This window comes from Enterococcus sp. DIV0174, from assembly GCF_050529065.1.
Taxonomy (GTDB): domain Bacteria; phylum Bacillota; class Bacilli; order Lactobacillales; family Enterococcaceae; genus Enterococcus_B; species Enterococcus_B thailandicus.
Map to the genome: position 1 here is coordinate 1,652,678 of NZ_CP172881.1, position 17,513 is coordinate 1,670,190.

Annotated in this window: 14 protein-coding genes; 1 reads left to right on the forward strand and 13 read right to left on the reverse strand. The window is 36.0% G+C overall.

Annotated features, from left to right (window positions below; all coding sequences use genetic code 11):
* Window positions 1-27: 27 nt before the first annotated feature.
* The 8 genes from IGJ93_RS07830 to IGJ93_RS07865 all read right to left on the reverse strand — a co-directional run bounded on the left by IGJ93_RS07830 (window position 28) and on the right by IGJ93_RS07865 (window position 11,014).
* Window positions 28-3,456 carry a pyruvate carboxylase gene (locus IGJ93_RS07830; RefSeq protein ID WP_430596911.1) on the reverse strand — a complete coding sequence of 1,143 codons (3,429 nt, stop codon included), beginning with the start codon at window positions 3,454-3,456 and terminating at the stop codon, window positions 28-30.
* 21 nt (window positions 3,457-3,477) lie between these two features.
* The gene (locus IGJ93_RS07835) at window positions 3,478-4,644 is read right to left on the reverse strand and encodes an FtsW/RodA/SpoVE family cell cycle protein (RefSeq protein ID WP_067481268.1); all 1,167 of its coding nucleotides are present in this window, start codon (window positions 4,642-4,644) and stop codon (window positions 3,478-3,480) included.
* A 2-nt stretch (window positions 4,645-4,646) separates the two neighbouring features.
* Window positions 4,647-4,949, reverse strand: a complete 303-nt coding sequence (locus tag IGJ93_RS07840) for a YlaN family protein (protein ID WP_086270880.1) — start codon at window positions 4,947-4,949, stop codon at window positions 4,647-4,649.
* Window positions 4,950-5,138: 189 nt separating this feature from the next.
* Window positions 5,139-6,887 carry a DNA helicase RecQ gene (gene recQ / locus IGJ93_RS07845; RefSeq protein ID WP_430596912.1) on the reverse strand — a complete coding sequence of 583 codons (1,749 nt, stop codon included), beginning with the start codon at window positions 6,885-6,887 and terminating at the stop codon, window positions 5,139-5,141.
* 247 nt (window positions 6,888-7,134) lie between these two features.
* The gene (gene typA, locus IGJ93_RS07850; protein ID WP_067481262.1) at window positions 7,135-8,964 is read right to left on the reverse strand and encodes a translational GTPase TypA; all 1,830 of its coding nucleotides are present in this window, start codon (window positions 8,962-8,964) and stop codon (window positions 7,135-7,137) included.
* 200 nt (window positions 8,965-9,164) lie between these two features.
* Window positions 9,165-9,929 (reverse strand): inositol monophosphatase family protein, encoded by a 765-nt coding sequence (locus IGJ93_RS07855; protein WP_067481260.1) that lies wholly within the window; start codon window positions 9,927-9,929, stop codon window positions 9,165-9,167.
* A gap of 5 nt (window positions 9,930-9,934) precedes the next feature.
* Window positions 9,935-10,210, reverse strand: coding sequence for a UPF0223 family protein (locus IGJ93_RS07860; RefSeq protein ID WP_067481258.1), 276 nt, complete (start codon window positions 10,208-10,210; stop codon window positions 9,935-9,937).
* A 192-nt stretch (window positions 10,211-10,402) separates the two neighbouring features.
* A complete protein-coding gene (locus IGJ93_RS07865; protein ID WP_067481256.1) occupies window positions 10,403-11,014 on the reverse strand; it encodes a CPBP family glutamic-type intramembrane protease in 612 nt (203 codons plus the stop codon).
* Between the two features lie 173 nt (window positions 11,015-11,187).
* Between IGJ93_RS07865 and IGJ93_RS07870 the strand changes: the two genes are divergently transcribed.
* Window positions 11,188-12,084 carry a helix-turn-helix domain-containing protein gene (locus IGJ93_RS07870; protein WP_067481254.1) on the forward strand — a complete coding sequence of 299 codons (897 nt, stop codon included), beginning with the start codon at window positions 11,188-11,190 and terminating at the stop codon, window positions 12,082-12,084.
* A gap of 113 nt (window positions 12,085-12,197) precedes the next feature.
* Here the strand turns inward: IGJ93_RS07870 and IGJ93_RS07875 are convergent, their stop codons facing one another.
* The 5 genes from IGJ93_RS07875 to IGJ93_RS07895 form a co-directional block, all read right to left on the reverse strand.
* The gene (locus IGJ93_RS07875) at window positions 12,198-14,345 is read right to left on the reverse strand and encodes a pectate lyase-like adhesive domain-containing protein (protein ID WP_270344824.1); all 2,148 of its coding nucleotides are present in this window, start codon (window positions 14,343-14,345) and stop codon (window positions 12,198-12,200) included.
* Window positions 14,346-14,659: 314 nt separating this feature from the next.
* On the reverse strand, window positions 14,660-14,980 hold the full coding sequence (locus IGJ93_RS07880; RefSeq protein WP_067481249.1) for a hypothetical protein: 321 nt from the start codon (window positions 14,978-14,980) through the stop codon (window positions 14,660-14,662).
* Window positions 14,981-14,989: 9 nt separating this feature from the next.
* The gene (locus IGJ93_RS07885; RefSeq protein WP_285701437.1) at window positions 14,990-15,757 is read right to left on the reverse strand and encodes a class A sortase; all 768 of its coding nucleotides are present in this window, start codon (window positions 15,755-15,757) and stop codon (window positions 14,990-14,992) included.
* Complete coding sequence (locus tag IGJ93_RS07890; RefSeq protein ID WP_071869200.1) at window positions 15,744-16,073, reverse strand: hypothetical protein; 330 nt, start codon at window positions 16,071-16,073, stop codon at window positions 15,744-15,746. Before IGJ93_RS07890 ends, IGJ93_RS07885 begins: the two co-directional genes overlap by 14 nt.
* The gene (locus tag IGJ93_RS07895) at window positions 16,070-17,491 is read right to left on the reverse strand and encodes a hypothetical protein (RefSeq protein WP_071869199.1); all 1,422 of its coding nucleotides are present in this window, start codon (window positions 17,489-17,491) and stop codon (window positions 16,070-16,072) included. Before IGJ93_RS07895 ends, IGJ93_RS07890 begins: the two co-directional genes overlap by 4 nt.
* Window positions 17,492-17,513 lie beyond the last annotated feature (22 nt).

The following is a 17,513-nucleotide window of genomic DNA, read 5'->3' on the forward strand; positions in this document are numbered from 1 at the left end:
GTTTTTAATTCCACCCTTCATCAAATTTTATTGTTCGGTCACTTCGATTAACAAATCACCTGAATTGATGACTTCACCAGCACTCACGTAGACATGTTCGACTTTTCCGTCAAAACGTGCTTCGATCGTTGTTTCCATCTTCATTGCTTCTGTAATCAATAACGTATCACCTTTTTTGACTACGTCACCTTTTTTCACTAATACTTCTAAAACAGACCCAGACATCGTTGCCCCGATTTGTTCTTTATTTGTTGGTTCAGCACGACGTTTCGTTTGAACTGAGCTGATAATTGAATTGTCTTTAACGAGAATCTCACGACGTTGTCCATTCAAATTAAAGAATAATACTCGGTTTCCATCAATATCAGGTTCCCCAATTTCATCTAAACGAATAATCAAGATTTTCCCACGCTCGATTTGAACATTCACTGTTTCGCCCAAACGAATTCCTTGGAAGAATGTCGGTGTATCCAGTAACGTAACATCTCCAAATTGGTTATAGGACGTTTGGTAATCTAAAAAGACTTGTGGATACATCAAATAGCTTAACACTTCATCTTTGCGAGGAGTATAACCAATTTTTTCTGCCAATTCTGCTTTTACTTTTTCAAAATCAATTGGTTCAGCTAATAATCCTGGACGTTTCGTAAATGCTGGACGATCTTTCAAGATGATTGCTTGCAGTTTCTCTGGAAATCCACCAACAGGCTGACCAAGTTCTCCTTGGAAAAATGTTACGACTGACTCAGGGAAACTCAAGTTATCCCCATTTTCATAAATAGCTTCTTCTGTTAAATCATTTTGAACCATAAATAACGCCATATCTCCTACTACTTTAGAAGAAGGTGTCACCTTTACGATATCCCCAAACATCAGGTTAACTGTATGATACATTTTCTTGATTTCATCCCAACGATGGCCAAGACCAACAGCTTTTGCTTGTTGTTGGAGATTCGAATATTGTCCACCAGGCATTTCATGCATATACACTTCTGTTTCAGGAGCATTCAGGCCATTTTCAAAAGGCTTATAATACATTCTGACATCTTCCCAATAATGATTCAGTTTTTGGGCATGTTCAATATTGATTTCTGGTAAACGTGGACCGTTTACCAAAGCATAATACAAACTACTCATGCTTGGTTGACTCGTATTTCCACTCATTGCACTCATTGCCACATCGACGATATCAACACCTGCTTTTGAAGCAGCAGAGTAAGTAATGATCCCGTTGCCACTGGTATCATGTGTATGCAAATGAATTGGTAAGTCTGTTGTTGCTTTTAATTCACTAATCAAGCGATAAGCTGCTTGTGGTTTTAATAAACCTGCCATATCTTTGATTGCAATGATATGAGCACCTAATTGCTCCAGCTCTTTTGCCATATCTTTATAATACTGCACATTATATTTTGCACGACTTGGGTCATTGATGTCACCAGTATAACAAATTGCTGCTTCAGCCACTTTTCCTGCATCACGAACTGCTTGAATACTTTTTTCCATTTGCGGTGTCCAGTTCAAACTATCAAAAATTCGGAAAACATCAATTCCTTGTGCCGCTGCTTCTTGTACGAACTCAACTAGAACATTATCTGGGTAATTAGAATAACCAACAGCATTTGATCCTCTAAAGAGCATTTGTAGTAATGTATTAGGCATCAATGCACGGATTTTTCTAAGTCGTTGCCATGGGTCTTCATTTAGGAAACGATAAGCAACATCAAAGGTTGCGCCACCCCACATCTCACTTGAGAATAATTCAGGTAACGCCTCACCAGTTAAGCGAGCAATTTTCTTGAATTCTTGCGTTCTTACACGCGTAGCTAACAGACTTTGATGTGCATCTCTAAATGTCGTATCTGTTAACAGAAGGTTCTCTTGATTTGTAATCCAATCAACCAAACCATCTGCACCTTGATCATCTAAAACATTTTTTGCTGTCACATAGTCTTGACGAAGTTCCAATGAAGTTGGAATTCTTGGTTCATCATAAAATGGTTTTTCCATTTTTTCGATTCCTGGGAATCCATTCACCGTGATTTCGCCAATATATTTCATTGTTTTATTTCCTCTGTCACGTAAACGTGGAAATTCAAATAACTGAGGTGTATTATCAATAAACGTCGTTTTGGCATGGCCAGACTGAAATTCCGGGTGAGTAATCACATTTAGCATAAATGGAATATTCGTTTTGACCCCACGGATTCTAAATTCTTTCAGACAACGTTCCATTTTTTGGATTGCTGTATCAAAATCAGCCGCATGCGTACACACTTTTACTAACAATGAATCGAAATAAGGTGTAACGACATAACCAGCATAGGCGTTACCCACATCCAAACGAACACCAAATCCACCTGGTGAACGATAAGTATCAATCTCCCCTGTGTCTGGCAAGAAGTGGTTCAATGGATCTTCCGTTGTAATTCGACACTGGATAGCTGAACCATTCAATTGAAGATCTTTTTGTTGTGGCAACCCAATCTCTTTATGGAGATCTTTTCCTTGGGCAATCAATAATTGGGTAGTTACAATATCTACGTCAGTGATCATTTCAGTGATCGTGTGTTCAACTTGGACACGTGGGTTGACTTCAATAAAGTAGAAGTTCTCCCCTTCCACTAAAAATTCAACAGTTCCTGCATTCACATAACCAACATGTTTCATTAACTGAACAGCTGCTTCACAAATTTTTTGGCGCTGTTCTTCACTTAAAGATACACATGGTGCAACTTCAACGACTTTTTGATGACGGCGTTGAACAGAGCAATCACGTTCAAAAAGATGAATCACATTCCCATGAGTATCACCTAAGATTTGGACTTCAATATGTTTGGGATTACCAATATATTTTTCTGCATAGACTTCATCGCTACCAAAAGCAGCTTTTGCTTCACTTTTAGCACGTTCATACCCTTCACGAGCGCTCTTTTCGTCATAAGCAACACGCATCCCACGGCCGCCACCGCCAAGGGCAGCTTTGATCATGATTGGATAACCGTAAGTATCAGCAAATTGTAATGCCTCTTCGACAGTTGCGATTGGTCCATCTGTCCCAGGAATGGAAGCAATTCCAGCTTCAATTGCAGCAGTTTTTGCTTTAATCTTATCACCAAAAATATCTAAATGGTGAAGTTTAGGTCCCACAAAAATAATGCCCTCTTCCTCACAACGACGAGCAAAGCTTAAATTTTCTGATAACAATCCATAACCAGGATGAATGGCATCCGCACCGCATTCTTTCGCAATTTCAATGATTCCTTCAATATCAAGATACGCATCAATTGGTTTTTTCCCTTTACCAACCAAATAAGCTTCATCCGCTTTAAAGCGATGGACAGAATATTCATCTTCTTGTGCGTAGATCCCAACAGTTTTAATTCCTAATTCTGTACAAGCACGAAATACTCGCACGGCAATCTCTCCACGGTTAGCAACTAAAACCTTTTTCATCGAACCACTCCTACATCTTTTTTAGTATAATCCTAAACTTTTCCGTTTTTCATCTGCACTAATATTAAGTACAAATCCGACACACACCGAGAGCATCAGTAAACTTGATCCTCCCTGACTTAAAAAGGGAAAGGTAATCCCAGTTAAAGGAATAACGCCAGTAATCCCACCCAAGTTGATAAACACTTGGATCAAAAACATTCCGCCAATTCCTATACATAACAACGAATTAAATGGATCACTTGAGCGAATTCCAACTAAGATAATGCGAGCAATCATGAAAAATAGCAAAGCTAAAATCAAGACTGCCATTATCAACCCAAGTTCTTCTACAACGATAGCGAAAATAAAGTCTGTTTGTGCCTCTTGCAGAAATCCTTTTTTCTGAATACTATTACCTAAACCGCGGCCAAACAAACCACCGTTGAAAATTGCATAATAACCATTGACCATTTGATGTCCTTTATCCAGCTCATCAGCAAATGGATTTTGAAAAATCGAAAAGCGGCTATAAATGTACTGCAAACGTGCAGGTAAAATTTTCCCATGCGTAACATTCATCAGCCAAATAACAAAAATACTTAAGCCAACTCCACCAATTCCGACAATCCAAGTGTAGTAGTAGTTTACACCACTTGCTAAAAGCATAACTAAAACGATCAAGAAGATTACTGTTGCGTTCCCAAAATCGGGTAAGATAGCCACGATAACTGTCAATCCGAGAACCAATGCTAAGGGTCGTTTAATCGAACCCACAAAATCTTTCTGCACACCATTTTGACGATTTGCCAACGTCAATGACAAATACCAGATGGCAATGATTTTTAAATACTCAGCTGGCTGAATGGAAAAACCTGCAATTGTTAGCCAACCTTTGGCTCCGTTTACTTCTTTCCCAAAAAATAGCACGATTATCAACAAGAGTCCCAAGACAACAAAAGCAATCATAATGAGTCGCTGATTTTTCAAAACATCTGTCTTCATCTTGTATAAAAGTGCGATTGCCACTAAGCTCAATACCCAAAAGACACTTTGATTGATCACCGATGACATGGGATTTTGACCATTTTCTAATAATAAATATGAAGTAGAACTATAGACCATAATCAAGCCTAGTGCACACAAAATCAAATAGGGAATTAAAATCGTATAGTCCATTAAATGCCGTTTTTTTACTTTTTTAGGCAAGTTTATTCCTCCTTGCCACTTTCATTTTTTTCATAGTTTTCCTGATAAACATCATTATATAACTGATTCAATTCACGCTCTAGTTCACTCAAAATTAGCTGTCCTTCGTCTTTTCCAATGATTCCCACACGAATAGCAAAGCTAACTTGTTGAGAAAAACCATACATTTGCGTATCAACAACTTCTTCAAATGCTTTGCACTGTGAAATACACAAACTGTTTTTTTGATTGCGAATCAATCGTTTGATCCGATTTGCATCTTCCTTTAATACATGAACGGCGAATTCTTTGGTTAGAGAATCCATCTATGTCTACCCCCTATTCTAATTTATTCATTATAACATACTTGATTTTTTAACGAACAGTAAAATCAAGGGATTCCTCGCTTTTTTTATCCTTTTTTTCTTACATAGACACAAATTTTTTTCAGGTTACAAACTTTTCTACAAAATAAAAAATCACTTTTGTAAAACAAGTAGTTATTTGTTATTTTTTTAAGTTGTTTCATTCAAAATTTTTAAAAATGCCTCGCCATATTTATCTAATTTACTTTGTCCTACACCTTTGATTTGTAACATTTCTAGTCGATTTGTTGGACGTACCTGACTCAATTCTTTCAATGTTGAATCAGAGAAAACCACATAAGGTGGCACACCTGCATCAGCAGCCAAGTCAGTTCGCAACTCACGAAGCTGTTCAAACAAAGTATCATCTTCTGCCAATTGCCGAACTTTCTTCGCTTCTTTTCGATAAACCTTCTGTTCATTTTTCAACACTTGGATTCCTTTATCAGTCACCTTGAGTACTGGAAACTCACCCGTCACAGATAACAGATAACCGCTTGAAATCAAATACTCAATGAGTTGTAAAATATCTTTTTGAGATTGCTTCTTCAATAGCCCGTAGGTCGATAATTGTTGAAATCCTAACGTTTTTACTTTCTGTTCTTTAGAACCCGCCAAAACTTTCATCAAAAGCTGTTTTCCGTAAGCTTCACCCATTCTTTTAAGGCATGACAAAACCATTTGCGCTTCAGTTGTTACTTCAATCAGCTCACGATCGTCTAAACAGTTTCCGCATCGATTGCAAGGTAGACTCTTTTCACCAAAGTAATTTAAGATATATTGCTGCAAACAAGACTCAATATACGCATATTCAGTCATTGCTTTTAATTTTTCATATTCTTTTTGCTTTTGTCCTTCGTCACGCTGTGATTGTTGGATAAAAAACTTTTGAACTTGAATGTCTTGAGCAGCAAACAATAAAATTGCTTCACTTGGTAATCCATCTCGACCAGCCCGACCTGCTTCTTGATAGTAAGCTTCTAAGGATCCAGGAATTTGATAATGGATGACAAAGCGAACGTTACTTTTGTTGATTCCCATACCAAATGCGTTGGTTGCTACAATCAGCTGAACACGATCAAACAAAAATGCTTCTTGCATTTCGGTCCGCTCACGTTCATTTAGTCCACCATGATAGCGTCCAACTGAAAACCCAAACTTTTGTAGCAAATGATACACACGATCAACTTCTTTTCGGGTCGCCGCGTAAATAATTCCAGATTGATTTTTGTTGATTTTTAAATATTCAATTAAGTATTGTTCCTTTTTTTGATCTTTGATTACTTGAAAGGTCAAATTTTCCCGAGCAAAACCAGTTTGAATATGATTACTATCAGGGATTTTTAAAAGTCTTTTGATATCTGCAGCAACTTGAATGGTTGCCGTCGCTGTCAACGCTACAATTACTGGTCGACTTGGTAATTGAGTTAAAACTTCAGCCATTTGCAAATAGCTTGGACGAAAGTCATGTCCCCACTGTGAAATACAGTGTGCTTCATCGATTGCAACCAATTCAACTTTCCAATAGCTCATTGCCTGCTGAAAATCAGGCATAATAAAACGTTCTGGTGCAACATAAAGTAATTTACACTGATCGTGATTCAATAACTGAAATCTTTCGGCTGTTTCTTTTCCTGTTAGCGAACTGTTGATAAACGTAGCAGGGATGCCTAGTTGGTTGGCAGCGTCGACTTGATCTTTCATCAAGGAAATTAAGGGTGACACAACAATTGTTAGTCCATCCATCATAATTGCCGGGAGTTGATAACAGATTGATTTCCCACTACCAGTCGGCATGATTCCTAATACATCCTGTTGTTCAAAAATTTTTTGAATGATTTCTTGCTGTCCAGGACGAAATTGTTCATAGCCAAAATATTTTTTTAATACTTCATACATGTTGTGACTCCTTTCTTTTTTAGTTTACTTCGAGAGTTGGAGCAATACAAGTACTCGTTTCATTTGTGAAACAAATATAAAATATGAAACATTTTCACTGGTTTTTTAAAACTTTAAGAAAACTTTTAAAAGTCCTTATTTGTTTTTACGAGATTTTTCTTCCTTTTCTTTCTCACTTCTCCACAGGTAAAAAAAGACCAGCTCATTTTGAACGAGCTGGTCTTAAGATTATTCATTCATCAATGAATTATTTTTTCTTTTTAGATGCTTTTTCACGAGCATTTTTGTTTAAGATATGTTTTCTCAAACGAATTGATTCTGGAGTTACTTCACAGTACTCATCATCATTCAAGAATTCAAGAGATTCTTCAAGTGTTAATTGCTTAGGTTTTTTGATTACAGAAGTTTGATCCTTGTTAGCAGAACGAACATTAGTCATTTGTTTTGCTTTTGTAATGTTAACTGTTAAGTCATTATCACGGCTGTTTTCACCAATGATCATACCTTCATAAACATCTGTACCTGGTTCTACAAAGACTGTTCCACGTTCTTCAATACTCATGATTGAGTAAGTAGTTGCTTTACCAGTATCAATAGAAACTAATGCACCTTGGTGACGTCCACCAATTTGACCAGCTAGCATTGGTAAATATTGGTCGAATGTGTGGTTCATGATACCATAACCACGAGTCATTGAAAGGAACTCTGTTGAGTAACCAATCAAGCCACGCGCCGGTGTTAAGAAAGTCAAACGAATTTGGCCATTTCCAGTATGAACCATATCTTGCATTTCACCTTTACGCAAGCTTAGTGATTCAATCACACTACCCATGTATTCTTCTGGTGTGTCGATTTGTACACGTTCAAAAGGTTCGCATTTTACACCATCAATTTCTTTTTCAATAACTTCTGGACGTGAAACTTGTAATTCATAACCTTCACGACGCATTGTTTCGATCAAAATTGATAAATGTAGTTCCCCACGGCCTGAAACAGTCCAAGCATCAGGTGAATTTGTTGGTTCAACACGTAACGACACGTCAGTTTGTAATTCAGCCATTAGACGTTCTTCGATTTTTCTAGCTGTTACATATTTACCTTCGCGACCTGCGAATGGTGAATTATTAACTAAGAAAGTCATTTGTAAAGTTGGTTCATCAATGTGTAGGATTGGTAAAGCATCTTGATGATCGACTGGTGTAACAGTTTCTCCAACGAAGATATCTTCCATACCAGACACAGCAATCAAATCTCCAGCTTTTGCTTCTTCGATTTCTAAACGTTTCAAACCAAAGAAACCAAATAATTTTGTTACACGGAATTTTTTAACTGTTCCATCAAGTTTCATCAAAGCAACTTGATCGCCCACTTTGATTGTTCCGCGGAACACACGACCAATACCGATACGTCCAACGTAATCATTGTAATCAAGCAATGAAACTTGGAATTGTAAAGGTTCGTCACTGTTATCAACTGGCGCAGGAATTTTTTCAATAATTGTATCAAAAATTGGTGCCATTGTTGCTTCTTGATCTGCAGGATCATCAGATAAGCTTGAAGTTCCGTTCAATGCAGAAGCATAAATAACTGGGAAATCTAATTGATCGTCATCTGCTCCTAATTCGATGAAAAGTTCAAGAACTTCATCAACAACGTGTTCAGGGCGAGCAGACGGTTTGTCAATTTTATTAACAACAACGATAGGTGTAATGTGTTGTTCTAAAGCTTTTTTCAAAACAAAACGTGTTTGAGGCATTGTACCTTCATAAGCATCAACAACTAAAACTACGCCATCAACCATTTTCATGATACGTTCAACTTCACCACCGAAGTCCGCATGTCCAGGTGTATCCATGATGTTTACGCGAATACCTTTATAATCAACAGCTGTATTCTTAGCTAAGATTGTGATTCCACGTTCTTTTTCTAATGCATTTGAGTCCATCGCACGTTCTTGTAATTGTGTATGTGCGTCTAATGTATCTGATTGTTTCAATAACTCATCAACTAATGTTGTTTTTCCGTGATCGACGTGGGCAATAATTGCTACGTTACGGATATCGTTTCTATAATTCAATGTAACTAACTCCTTCTTTTATCAGTTTATTTCTGACAGGGCAATTTACTCGACTGCTTATTATAGCAAACTTTTTTCATGAAATATAGTGAAATGTTTTCATTTTTTCGCGAAACTTAATAAACTATCAACTTTTTTTCATTTTCATCTCGAAAAATTCCGTTTCACAGCTTTTTTAAGTTTCATTTGTACCTGCCTACTCAGATTTCTAAGAATGAGTGGATTTGCTGGAACGCTTTCGGAGTTGCTGCTACAAATAATTCACGCCCATGAAATGCTAACTGCTCGCCATTCATATTACTATAGAAGAAACCGAATTCTGTTAACAAAACACAACCAGCCGCATAATCCCATGGACTCAAGTTTGACAAATAGCCAATATGATTTCCTTTTAGCATTGCAATCATTTCCAAGCCGGCACACCCAGTGATTCTGACCCCCATACTTTTTTCACCAATTGTTCGGATATTAAACTTATTATGCGCAAATAAATAGCCATTCATTCCTAACAATCCAGCCTCTAACGTTTTATTCACAGGTTGTGAAAGCTGCAAATCATTTTGATAGACGCCTATTCCACGTCCGCCCCAGTAAAGTTCTTCTTGCATCACATCATAAATAAACCCTAACTGTCCTACGCCGTTTTCATACATAGCCAGCATGATACAAAAATTTTCGCCTTCCATCACAAAATTGAGCGTTCCGTCGATGGGGTCAATAATAAATACTCGTCCAGTTAAGTCAGTTAACTCATTATAACCATCTTCTTCCGCTAGAATTCTTGCATCTGGATCGAATGCAGCAATCTTCTGAACTAAGAATTGTTGAACTGTTCGATCCATATTTGTGACTAAGTCTTTTCGATTTGTTTTTTCAAAGATAGTTAGTTGTTGCCTCTCACTTGCTTTGATTTGTTCTCCCGCTTCAAGCAGCCAACTTTTGATTTCGTGAATTATTGGTTCCATCTGGTTCACCCATTCATTTTCAAAGTTTTTTTCTGATTTTTTTTCGCCATTTGAACTGTTCGATACAGCGAATAGCCTGAAACTTTTTCAAATTCTCGACCTAAACGCTTTTCTTCTCCAATAGATTTCACCACTGTTTTAAACTGCTGATACGCAGCTAAAAATTTTTCATTATTAATGCCGGCTTCGTTTGCTTTTTCTAACGCTTCCCACATATTCATTACGGTCACCATTTCATCCGTTGTCCAATCTAAATCAATTGGATATTGGTAATCTTGCATGCATTCATTCCTCCATTTTCCTACTCCACCTTAGTTTATCACAGCTAAGACATTTACAACAGAATCTCACAAGCTTTAAACTTTTCCCAGCAAACTTATAAGTAAGAGTCTAATTTTTAAAAACACATAAAAAGTTTATGAAATAAACGGCTCCGCGTAATCTCATAAACTTTTTAACATTCGTATACTTGTTTACAGACTTAATGCAACTAAATCCACTAAAACATGTGTACACCAAGATCCCCAAATACTTCTTCCAGTAATGATATAGACATAATTAAAAATTAATCGCGCGGCACCTTGCAACAACAATACATGGATTACTGTTGAAATGATGGATCCGTCCCAATACACAAATACATGCATCAACCCAAAAACTAGTGCACTTATTAAATTACTAATCGTTAGGGAAAAGCCTTTATTATGTGCAACTTCCAGAACACCAATTCCTAATAATTCCTCCCCCATTAACATAAAAGGTAACTTAAAGATCAAAAGCATCAGATTACCTGTTGCTGGATTACTGGTCCAGTCAAATCCAATACTTTTTGTTAGCGCACTTATGACCCCGCCGAAAATCAAGTAAAAAAGTGCCGCACAAGGAATCACCCAAAATTTTCTTGGAAAAGTAAAAATCTCTTTGCTAGCAGGACCAAATACAACGACCCACGCAAGAATACTCGTAAAAAACAATGCCCACCAAGTCCATTCAAATAGTGATAATAAACCGAACCCCATAATCAAAAGTGCGCTACCAATTATTAATTGCTGCCATTTAATTTTCACGTTAACTAAGTAATCCATCTTAGTTCCTCCTATTCTTCTCATCCTTTCCACAACTACATTGTACTGATGAACAATATTTAGCCATTGCTAGCTATGGAATGGCATAATTATACTGCCAAAAAAAAGTTCAAGCTGAAAAGTACCTTATTTACTACCTAGATGCTAAAATCCATGTTAGGGAGGTAGCAATCATGAAAAATTATGGTGAAACAATTCGTACGATTCGCTTAAAAAAAAATATGCCTCAAAAAGTACTCTACCAAGATATTTTATCGAAATCATATGCCATTCGATTGGAACAAGGAAAACACGATATCTCTTTTTATTTATTGCTCAAAATTTTGGCACGCTTTCCAATGGAGATTGATGAGTTTCTCTATATTCATCAGAATTATCAAGAATCTGAAACAGAGTGGTTCTACGAAGAATTTAGCAAACGCGGCAACCAAACAGATAGCACAGCTTTATTCTCTTTAAAGGAACATTATTTAAAGACATATACAGAGCATTCAGCCGATCATCCTTGGAAACTCCAATTAGATGCTCGCTTAGATCAGTTAGTTTATTATCAAGAAACCAATAAACTAACAAAAGACAGCGTCAGCTTACAAACAACAACAAAAATAAAACAAACGTTAAGTAGTATCCAATCTTGGACAATCGAAGATTTTCGATTTTTTGCTAACACCTTGGATTTACTTGACTCAACTGATCGTGTACTTTATTTTCAGTCCATATTACCAGCAATGGATCGCTACAAAAATTTTGAAAAAGCACGGAATGTGATTTGTGTGCTCTTAGTTAACGCGATTCATGAGTTAATTGAAGATTTCCATATAGAAGGCATTCCAGCCTTGCTAACTACTTTATATGATTTTTCAGATAAAGCGCACCAGATGTTTTTTCGAAATTATTATCATTTTTATTTAGGACTTTGGCAGATTCTTACCAACCACCCAAACGGCGAAAAAAAAGCGCGAGCTGCAATCGAACTTTTGAAGCAAATGGACTATCACTACCACACAGAAATCTTAACCCTCACATTGACTCGAACACTACGTCAAAAAGAAACCAACTCTACAGATTAATTATAGCAAAAAAATTTTCTTTATCTGTGCAACGCTTAAAGCTGTCGTTACCTAAAAAAAAGAAGCATCTGGAACATTATCTGTTGTCCCAAATGCTTCTTTTGATTATTCCTTTATTTTACAACTAAATAACCAATTCCATCTTTGTCCAATGTTGAAATCGTATGACTACCAACTGTCGTTTCTTCAATGTCTGTAAACACATGCTGATAATCATCACGTACAGATCCTGTTACATTTAAATCTTGTGTTTCGTCAAAGTCGCCAACTTGCAACGTTACGCTAAGTTTATATTCCCCGGGTTCTAATCCACCTAGTAATGTGTTGTCAATAATGCCTTGATAGCCATTGAAAACACCATGATTATACCAATCTTGATTTGCACAGGCAATCGTACCAACCTCTGTTCCGTCTGCAGCTGTCAAATGAAGCGTTTTCTTCACAGCATCTTGATTTGTTAAATCTAAGTTCCCGTTATCCATTGATCCTTCTAAAATCAACCCATAACTTTGCCAATAACCTGTTTTGAAGAAGTTAACAGTCTGATCTAAGTGGCTAACAATTTGTGAAACAAACTCACTTTCATTTCCATCAATGACTTGATTCACGTCAATTTTTGTTCCTTCAGTTTGTGGTTCGATCGTGATTGTCCAACGACCATCCGCTTCTACGGTTCCCGTTCCAAGTAATACGCCATCTACATAAGCATTGATTGTTGCACCTGGTACGCCAAGTCCTGTTAACTGTTTGTCTTTATCATTGACAACATTAAAAACAGGCGCATCAACTTTTTCTTCATGAGTAACTACTTGTGAAACCATTTCACTTTCTTTTCCATCAACAACTTGATTCACATCAACTTTCGTTCCTTCTGCCTGTGGATCAATTGTGATTGTCCAGTTTCCTTCTGAATCCACTGTTCCTGTTCCAATCAAGTCACCATTCACATACGCATTAACTGTCGCCCCCGGCGTTCCTGTTCCAGTTAACTCTTTGTCTTGATCCGTTACTGCATTGAAAACTGGTTTCTCAATAACGATGCCATCATCAACAAATGACCCCCCTTGAATTTTTCCGTAATTTGTAAATGGTGTCGTTTCAAAATGTGAATCAGTTGATGAGAAATCCGTGGTCTTAATTCCTGTATGTGTATACCCCGAGATATTAAATGACGATTTTACCGGCCCCGCAATTACTTCTTCAGGCGTTGCTTCTTCTACACTGTCAATCCACCAAAGATTGTAGCCTGTTGGTGAATCCAAAGTTACATGCGCTGTTGTTGCATAGCCACCTAAAATAGGGCCCTCTGAGTGATGATTGGTAATTGAATAGTTTGACCCATTTTCGAAAACGATTTCTTTTCCTGCGATGATTGTACTGTGGTTACCATTTGAATCAGCTTCAACAGTCGCACCTTTTCGTACGAAGAAATTACCAGAAGTAACTAAAATACTTTCATAAACTGTATCGTCTGTGTGAATTTTCAAATGACTACCCTCTTTTAATTCTAAAGTACTGCTTGCTCCTAAATTGATTCCTCGATCATCAGCGGAAGTCGCAACGATATTCCCTTCATTCACAAAAGAAAAGTTTGTCCCACCTAAAACTGAGGTTGTATTTGATTTGATTGTTACTTGTGCATCTTTTCCAACCGATAAGATGCCTTTTGAATAAATCATATGAACAGCAGGAATGGTAGTTGATTCATTTTCAAAGTTAATTACGGCACCTGGTTTCACTTCTAATTCTTTTCCTTGATAAACTTCTTCTGTTGTAGAAACACTAGATACTTTACCATCTAAAGTTAGCTTTCCTTCTGGTAAATAAATCATTTGTCTTCCTGTATGTTCAACGTTTTTATATGTAATATTTGCTGTATGTGAACTCCAAAGTAGTCCATAAATATCTGTGTTGATAATTTTCACATTTTCCATCAAACCAACCGCATCGGCTTTCGTAAAATAAAGTTGATGTAAGTCGGCATCAATCGTATGTCCGTTACCATGAATATTTTTCGATAAGTTCGTAATTGATTCTGTCGTCGCCATTGCGATATCGGAAGACAAGCTGATATCTGTCACTGTGTCATCATTAATTGCTTCTTTAAACTCTTCCCACGTCGACACATCTACGTTATTTTCTACTTGTTTAACCTCAATAGCTGGCTGGCTTGTCTCGGCTTTAACTGATTGCGCTTGACCTAATAGCGCGACTGAAAAAAGAACTCCTGATAACGATAAAACAATTGATGATTTTTTCATAACAAAACACCTCTACACTTATTTTTATGTAATTACAGTTATAACGATAATATCAAAAAATAAACAAATTATGTAACAACCGCTTACAAGAACTAATATAACACCTATAAAAAGAAACATCAACATTAAAATATAACAAAAAATTAAAATATAAAAGTTATTTTATTTGAGTGAAAATATACTTTAAAAATAATTATTATAATTAAAATAACTAAAAACCATAGAAATCAATGATTTATATTAAAAAAACGCTTTGAAACAATAAAAAAAATACCTGATACAATTCATATCGGGTATTTCAACTTTTAAGTTATTTATGATTGTAAAATAATCGATTTTGCATCATTTAAAATCTTATTTTTGGCATTCGTCCATTGACCATCAATGCCAATGACAAAATCATCCTTTGTTTTTCTAATGATATTGGCATCATTTTGAACACTGATTCGCCAAGTTTTGATCCATTTCTTTTTTTGATAAAGTGAAATAGATGTAACTGGACAGTAGTTTTCTAAAAATATTGTTTCTATTTGATAATTGTAGGCACCCATTCGCGGAAGTTTTTGATTCAAGCTAGCAATTCTTTCCAAGTAATATCTTTGTTTATAACTTGATATTTTTCCATAATAATTCATTGTGACACCTCAAATCTTATTGCTAAATAAAACGACACCTGTTCCAACGATTGCAAACAAACCAAACAAGGCGATTTGTAAATAAACTTTATGCATTGCCTTTTTGTTCACCTGTTCAATCATTTGAAGTGGCTCTTTTGCTGAAAGTTGTTTTTTTGTTAATGCTGTTTGTGTATCCTCGATCATTTTTGCCTTAACTAAAATGCGCTTTGTTGTTGCTGCTGCCTTATCACACGTCAATAGCGTTACTGTCTTTTCTGGATTTTCTTCGATGTAATTGACTTCTTTTTCATCAATTATCTTTTTCTCGCTTATTACATAGTGATAGCTTTTGTCTAAATACGTCATATCAATATGCTGTCCTTTTTTCGCATCTACTAATTTTCCAAACAATAAACCTTTTTCGCTTAAATGATGTCCTAGAAAAATCATATTTTCTTTCAATGGATTCCGGCTCGGATACATAGACGCTGCACCGATAAGCATAGCACTTTGACTGATTCCAGGAAAAATCGGAACAGCTAATGTTAATTCAGGGATTGATAATGCACCGATTGCCGTTGACTCCTCATTTTTCAACGTAAACACATCATTCATCGTCGCAGACTGCACTTCTTCAAATGGAATCGTTGGTAAGTTTGCTACGTTGTCGCCCACCGTATACTCGGCAGTTACTATGTGCTGTGTAAAAATTGAATTTTCAATGTACCGATAAGCGACCAACGCTAAAGCAATGTAGAAAAACAGCAGAAAATAAACTTTTTTATTCTTTTTCATTCGATTTTCCTCCAAAGATAAGCGTACCGGACAGACTTTCGAAAACATTCCCCAATTTAGTTACCGGGATTGAGCTACTTCCAAAATTCGCGACTTTCTTCTTACTAATCCCATTACTTGGTGCAAAACCAACAACTGGTTGTGCTGATTTTTTCTTCCTCAACTTTTTTTCATAGAAGCCAACACTTGTTTCACGGGTATGCTCTTCTTCGTGTACCACATCTTCTTCTGCATGATAAAGTTTAGGAACACTTGCTTTTTCACCATTCATCATCATAACCGAACTAAACAAAAAAACGATTAAATATTTTTTCATAAGCTATTTCTCATTCCATAAATTTTTGATACCAAATTCCCAAAGACTTTCCAATCCTTTGAACTTGGCGGACTATTCCAAATTAAGTATTCACTCTCAACTACTTCGGATAGAACATCTGATAGATAGATATCTGTTTGAGCCGAGTACTGATTATCGACTTTTAGGGTAACAAACGGCAAATGCACAATATTATTGGCAATGTACTTGTTGTATTCTTCTCCTAAAGTGAAATCAATCGTGATTGTGATTGCTTGTTTTTGATTTCGATAGGCTTGACTGTTGATGATAAGTAAAAGTGTTTCTAATAATAGTTGTTGGCTTTCCGCTTGATTACCAATCACCGCAATCGTTTCTTTATTACGCAAAAATTGTAAAATTCGCTCTGCTTCTTGACCAAAACCATCAAAAAAGAAATCTAAGATGACATAAAAATGACCGTCTAATAGACTATCTTTGTAATAAGAAAATTTAAACAACAATTCGTATAACTGGTTATTAAGCTTTTCATCTGGTTGTTCGATTCCTACTGTAGTTAACAAATTGCGTGTTAGTTGCATAAGATCATTTTCTTTTTTTAAGCTACTGTCTTTTTCCTGAAAAAGATAATGGTTGACTCTCAAATAGTTGATCAACGTGATGACGTCTTCAGTTTTGACTTCATCCCGATTTTCCGCAAATTTGCGATAACTTAAGATAATTGGTTCCATATAGCGTTCATCAGTTGATACAAGCAATACCTCATCGCCACTATTTTGCTTGTTTTCTACCCTAAAAAAAGAAACCAAACAATAATACAGAAGTTTTGTTTTTTTCAATTTTTCAATTGGCTCGATTACTTTTAATTCTTGTAATTCCTCAATAAAAGCTTGCGCAGTTGTCCACTCTTCCGCTGAAAAAGGATTTTCATAATTTTTAAAAATATAAAAATAAATCTGTGCTAAAAAAATGCGTAACTTGCTTTCACTTACATTTTCAACCAAAAAATTCATTTGGTGCATCTCCAAAAATGCTTCCAATTTATTTTTGATGACATAGGAATAAGAAACACTTACATAATGGTAATAGCTATAGTTCTCCATTATTTCTTTGGTGTTCATACCATTTTTTAAGAAGTAATCTAAAAGACTAAATAAATAAGATTCTCTACCATATTTCCAAATCAAACGATTGATAGAATCCAAACAGTTTTTCTTATAAATATATTTACTTTTATTTTTGGAGATAAAGAAGTAATCATCCAGCTCCATCGTTTTAAAGTCTTCGATTAATAAACCTAAAAGTTTATTTGCCCGAAAATAAGTTAAGTCAAATTGTTTTTCAATATCTTTGACTGCAAAAGAGTCAGTGTCTAAATTATCAATATATGAGAATAACATCAGCTTTGCTAACGTCTCTTTTTCAAATAGTTCCTTCATACGATTCCTCTTTAAAATAGCT

Excerpts from the sequence above, each read along its gene's own strand:
- IGJ93_RS07890 (WP_071869200.1), bottom strand. The coding sequence starts at position 16,073 with ATGAAAAAATATTTAATCGTTTTTTTGTTTAGTTCGGTTATGATGATG.
- IGJ93_RS07880 (WP_067481249.1), bottom strand. The coding sequence starts at position 14,980 with ATGAATTATTATGGAAAAATATCAAGTTATAAACAAAGATATTACTTG.
- IGJ93_RS07895 (WP_071869199.1), bottom strand. The coding sequence starts at position 17,491 with ATGAAGGAACTATTTGAAAAAGAGACGTTAGCAAAGCTGATGTTATTC.
- IGJ93_RS07860 (WP_067481258.1), bottom strand. The coding sequence starts at position 10,210 with ATGCAAGATTACCAATATCCAATTGATTTAGATTGGACAACGGATGAA.
- IGJ93_RS07840 (WP_086270880.1), bottom strand. The coding sequence starts at position 4,949 with ATGGATTCTCTAACCAAAGAATTCGCCGTTCATGTATTAAAGGAAGAT.
- IGJ93_RS07875 (WP_270344824.1), bottom strand. The coding sequence starts at position 14,345 with ATGAAAAAATCATCAATTGTTTTATCGTTATCAGGAGTTCTTTTTTCA.
- IGJ93_RS07885 (WP_285701437.1), bottom strand. The coding sequence starts at position 15,757 with ATGAAAAAGAATAAAAAAGTTTATTTTCTGCTGTTTTTCTACATTGCT.
- IGJ93_RS07830 (WP_430596911.1), bottom strand. The coding sequence starts at position 3,456 with ATGAAAAAGGTTTTAGTTGCTAACCGTGGAGAGATTGCCGTGCGAGTA.
- recQ (WP_430596912.1), bottom strand. The coding sequence starts at position 6,887 with ATGTATGAAGTATTAAAAAAATATTTTGGCTATGAACAATTTCGTCCT.
- IGJ93_RS07865 (WP_067481256.1), bottom strand. The coding sequence starts at position 11,014 with ATGGATTACTTAGTTAACGTGAAAATTAAATGGCAGCAATTAATAATT.
- IGJ93_RS07870 (WP_067481254.1), top strand. The coding sequence starts at position 11,188 with ATGAAAAATTATGGTGAAACAATTCGTACGATTCGCTTAAAAAAAAAT.
- IGJ93_RS07855 (WP_067481260.1), bottom strand. The coding sequence starts at position 9,929 with ATGGAACCAATAATTCACGAAATCAAAAGTTGGCTGCTTGAAGCGGGA.